Here is a 3,999-nt window from a genome sequence, read left to right on the forward strand (position 1 = left end):
ACCTTGGCGGCGAGGGGCAGTTTATCATGGGCTCCATCGCCACCTGCTGGGTGGCCACCACCTGGGGCATCGAGGGGCCCGGGGCCACGCTGCTCTGCCTGCTCTTCGGCGCGGTGGCAGGCGGCCTGTGGGGCGCGATTCCCGGCATTTTGAAAATCACCCGGGGCCTGAACGAGATGATTGTCTCCATCATGCTCAACTATGTGGCAACTTTGTTCATGGGGCTTTTGTACACCAGCGTTCTGCGGGAGGGCAACGTCCCCCAGACCGCCGCCGTACCGGACGCCACGCAGCTCCAGCGCATTTTTCCCGACCTGCGGGTCACCTGGGGCGTTGTCATCGCACTGGCGGTTGCCGCAGTGGTGCAGTACTTCCTGTTCAGCACCTCCAAAGGCTTTCAACTCCGGGCGGTGGGCCTGAACATGACCGCCGCCGAGTTTAACGGCTTCAGCGTCAAGAAGTACATTTTGTACAGCTTTATCGTCTCCGGCGCTCTGGCGGGCCTTGGCGGCAGCGTGGAGCTGCTGGGAACTCAATACCGCCTGATCAGCGGCTATGCCGTGGGATACGGATTTGACGGCGTGGCCATGGCGCTGATCGCCCAGCTCAACCCGGTAGCTACGGTGGTGGTGGCCTATTTCTTCGCGGTGCTTCGCACCGGCGCCAACACCATGCAGGCCGGAACCGGCGTTCCCACCTCCGTTATCGGCATTATTCAGGCTCTGGTGATTGTCTTCGCCGTGGCTGGCACCGCGCTGGTCAAGCTGCCGCACATCCGCCAGTGGCTTTCAAACCATCTGGAAAAGAAGGGAGAGGTGAAGTAATATGGATATCGGTGAACTGATTCTCTCCACCGTCCGCATGGCAACCCCCATTCTGATGGTAGCCCTCGCGGAGCTTTACTCCGAGCGGGCGGGTCTCGTCAACATCGGTCTGGACGGCATCATGGCCTTTGGCGCGCTGACGGGCTTTATGGTTTCCTTCCTCTCGGGCAGCCCCTTCCTCGGGATTGTGGCGGGCGCTTGCGGCGGCGTGCTGATCAACATGATTTACGCTTATTGCACCATCTCCCTGTGCGCCCCGCAGATTGTTTACGGCATGGCCATCAACATTTTTGCCCCTGCGGTGGCGTCTTTTATCTACCGGGTTTACTTCGGGGTCAGCTCCACGCTGGCGCAGGCAACCCTGATGCCCACCGTGGCAATCCCCGGCTTGAAGGATATCCCGTTTTTTGGCAAGCTCCTCTTTGACCAGACTCCCATGGTCTACTTTGCCTATCTGATGGTCGTTTTTACCGCCATCTTCTTCAACCGCACGAAGGCCGGCCTGAACTACAAGTCCGTGGGCGAGTATCCCAAGGCAGCGGAAACGCTGGGCATCAACGTCATCCGCCAAAAATACGTGGCCTGCATTATCTGCGGTGCGCTGGCGGGCATTGGCGGCGCATATCTCACCACCTGCTATGTCAACACCTATTCCGACGGCGTGGTGGCCGGGCGCGGCTTCATCGCCCTGTCCGCGGTCATCTTCGGCCGGTGGAGCGCGGGGGGCGTGCTGATGGCCTGCCTGCTCTTCGGCTTCTGCGACGCGCTCCAGCTCCGTCTGCAAATCTTCAGCGCTTCCACTCCCTATCAGCTATTCCAGATGATCCCCTATCTCTTCACGCTGGCGGCGCTGGCGGTGCTGGGCATTAAGAAATCCGGGCCCGCATCCAACGGAAAACCGTATATGCGCGAGGAGCGCTGAATTTCATTCATCAGGCACCGGCCTTTTGATAAACCATCCCATTCACAATCTGAATTACGGAGGAAAACGAAAATGAAGAAGTTCTTTGCAATGGCTCTTGCGCTTGCCATGACCGTGTCTCTCGCGGCCTGTGGCGGCGGCTCCACTCCCCCTGCGTCCGCAAGCGGTTCCGCGGGCAGCGCCGCCGCTTCCGGCGGCAGCGACAAGGTTTATAAGGTGGCCATGGTCTGCGACTCCAGCATCTCCGACGGCGGATGGGGCGCCGCCTGCTACAACGCCATGGAAACCGCCGCCGCCGATCTCGGCTGGGAAACCAACTATGCCGACAGCGTGGCCCAATCCGACTATGCCAACTCCATGACGGGCTTTTGCGACATGGGCTATGACATGATTTTCCTGCCCGGCAATCAGTATTCCGACGCCACCGTACAGGTCGCCAAGGACTATCCCGACATTGCGTTTGCCGTGCTCAACGGCGCCACCACTCTGCCCACTGACAACATCACCAGCATCCTGCCCGACGCGGACCAGATCGGCTACATGGCCGGCGCGCTGGCGGGCCTGATGAGCAAGACCAATGTTTTGGGCTTCATCGGCGGCATGGAAATCGACACCACCAAGGCGAAGCTGGCCGGGTTTGAGAAGGCCGCCAAGGCCATCAATCCCGACATCACCGTGCTCTCCGCCTATGCCGGCTCCTTCAGTGACGTAGCCAAGGGCATGGAGCTTGCCAACGGTATGATCTCCCAGAAGGCCGACGTCTTCTTTGGCGACGCTTCCGCCGTGGACTCCGGCGCCCGTCAGGCCATCGACGCAGCCAACGGCAGCGGCGAGATTGCCATCTTCGACATTGGCCAGCCCGCTGATCTGGTGGCGCAGAGCCAGAATCCCTGCCTGATCGGCTCCGTTGTCACCGACAACGCCGGTATGCTGAAGCTGGCCATGCAGGATGTGGAAGCCGGAACCTTCGGCGGCAAGACCATCTATGGCTCTTTCAACAACCAGTGCCTGACCGTGGGTACCTTTAACAACGATCTGGTTTCCGCTGATGTGCAGACCTCCTATATGGAGTATATCAATCAGATGACCGAGGGCGCCTTCCCCGGCTAACCCTTAAAAAGCAAAATACCCCAAGCGGGGCCGGACAAATGTCCGGCCCCGCTTTTTTCAGTTCCATGAAAGCGCGGGCGGCTAAGCAGTCCTCCGCTTCCCTGTCAGTCTCGACGCTGCCCACCGCACCAGGCTGTTCTATCGCCGCCCGCTTTATTGGGGGACAGACCTTCGCTCTCCAGTCAAATCGCCAGAGGAAAGCGCACCGCCAGACGGGCTTTTTGCTTTCGCTCGGCGGCAATTCGTGTTCATAGGAACCTGCCGCCGCCGCATAGGATAGCGAAGAGGGCGCCAGTTGGTGCGCCTTTGAATCGGCGGACCGCTCGCTTCATAAAAGCGGCAGACGCGGCGCAAACTGCGCCGTCAAGAGGGAGGGCTTATGCTGACTGCGGCACTGCTGCTGTTCGCCAATACGCTGCTTTTTACCCTGCGGCTTAACGGGGGGGGCTCTTTTCCAAAACCTCTGACATCGGATGAGGAGCGGGAATATCTTCGGCAGATGGCCGAGGGAGACATGAAGGCGCGGGACGCGCTGATCGAGAGGAACCTGCGGCTGGTGGCCCATGTGGTGAAAAAATACTACTGTGCCCAGAGCAATCAGGAGGACCTGCTTTCCATCGGCACCATCGGCCTGATCAAAGGCGTTTCCACCTTTGACGCGTCCAAGGGCGCGCGGCTTGCCACCTACGCGGCGCGGTGCATAGAAAACGAGATCCTGATGTATTTCCGCAGCCAGAAAAAGCTTCAAGGCGATGTGTCTCTTGCAGACTCCATCGACACCGACAAAGAGGGCAACGCCTTGCAGCTCATGGATGTAGTAGGCGTAAACGACACGATGCTGGACGACATTCAGGACCGGGACGACGCGCTGCGCTTGCGCCGCCTTGTGGCTGAAACGCTGACTCGGCGGGAGGCGGAGATCATCCGCCTGCGGTATGGTCTAGGTGGAACCGTCCCTTTGACCCAGCGAGAGGTGGCTTCCTCCTTCGGCATCTCCCGGAGCTACGTATCACGCTTGGAGACAAAGGCGCTGGCCAAACTGCGGGAGGCGTTTCAGGGGCGGGAATCGTAAAAGCGCCGCTACTTATTGGACAAAACACGCCTGTGATTGCCTCACAAAAAATACGCCCCATTCCACACCCC

4 protein-coding genes are annotated in these 3,999 nt (G+C 59.8%); all 4 read left to right on the forward strand.

The annotated features are described in order from the left end of the window. Window positions 1-824: ABC transporter permease (locus B2W96_RS07150; RefSeq protein ID WP_293009595.1), on the forward strand; the 824-nt coding region annotated here is incomplete at its 5' end. 1 nt (window position 825) lies between these two features. Next, window positions 826-1,746 carry an ABC transporter permease gene (locus B2W96_RS07155; RefSeq protein ID WP_293009596.1) on the forward strand — a complete coding sequence of 307 codons (921 nt, stop codon included), beginning with the start codon at window positions 826-828 and terminating at the stop codon, window positions 1,744-1,746. A gap of 72 nt (window positions 1,747-1,818) precedes the next feature. Next, on the forward strand, window positions 1,819-2,856 hold the full coding sequence (locus tag B2W96_RS07160) for a BMP family protein (protein WP_293009597.1): 1,038 nt from the start codon (window positions 1,819-1,821) through the stop codon (window positions 2,854-2,856). Between the two features lie 379 nt (window positions 2,857-3,235). Beyond that, on the forward strand, window positions 3,236-3,928 hold the full coding sequence (sigK, locus tag B2W96_RS07165; protein ID WP_293009598.1) for an RNA polymerase sporulation sigma factor SigK: 693 nt from the start codon (window positions 3,236-3,238) through the stop codon (window positions 3,926-3,928). Window positions 3,929-3,999: the final 71 nt, after the last annotated feature.

This window comes from Oscillibacter sp. UBA6647 (assembly GCA_002455655.1).
In the GTDB taxonomy this organism is placed as follows: Bacteria; Bacillota; Clostridia; order Oscillospirales; family Oscillospiraceae; genus Oscillibacter.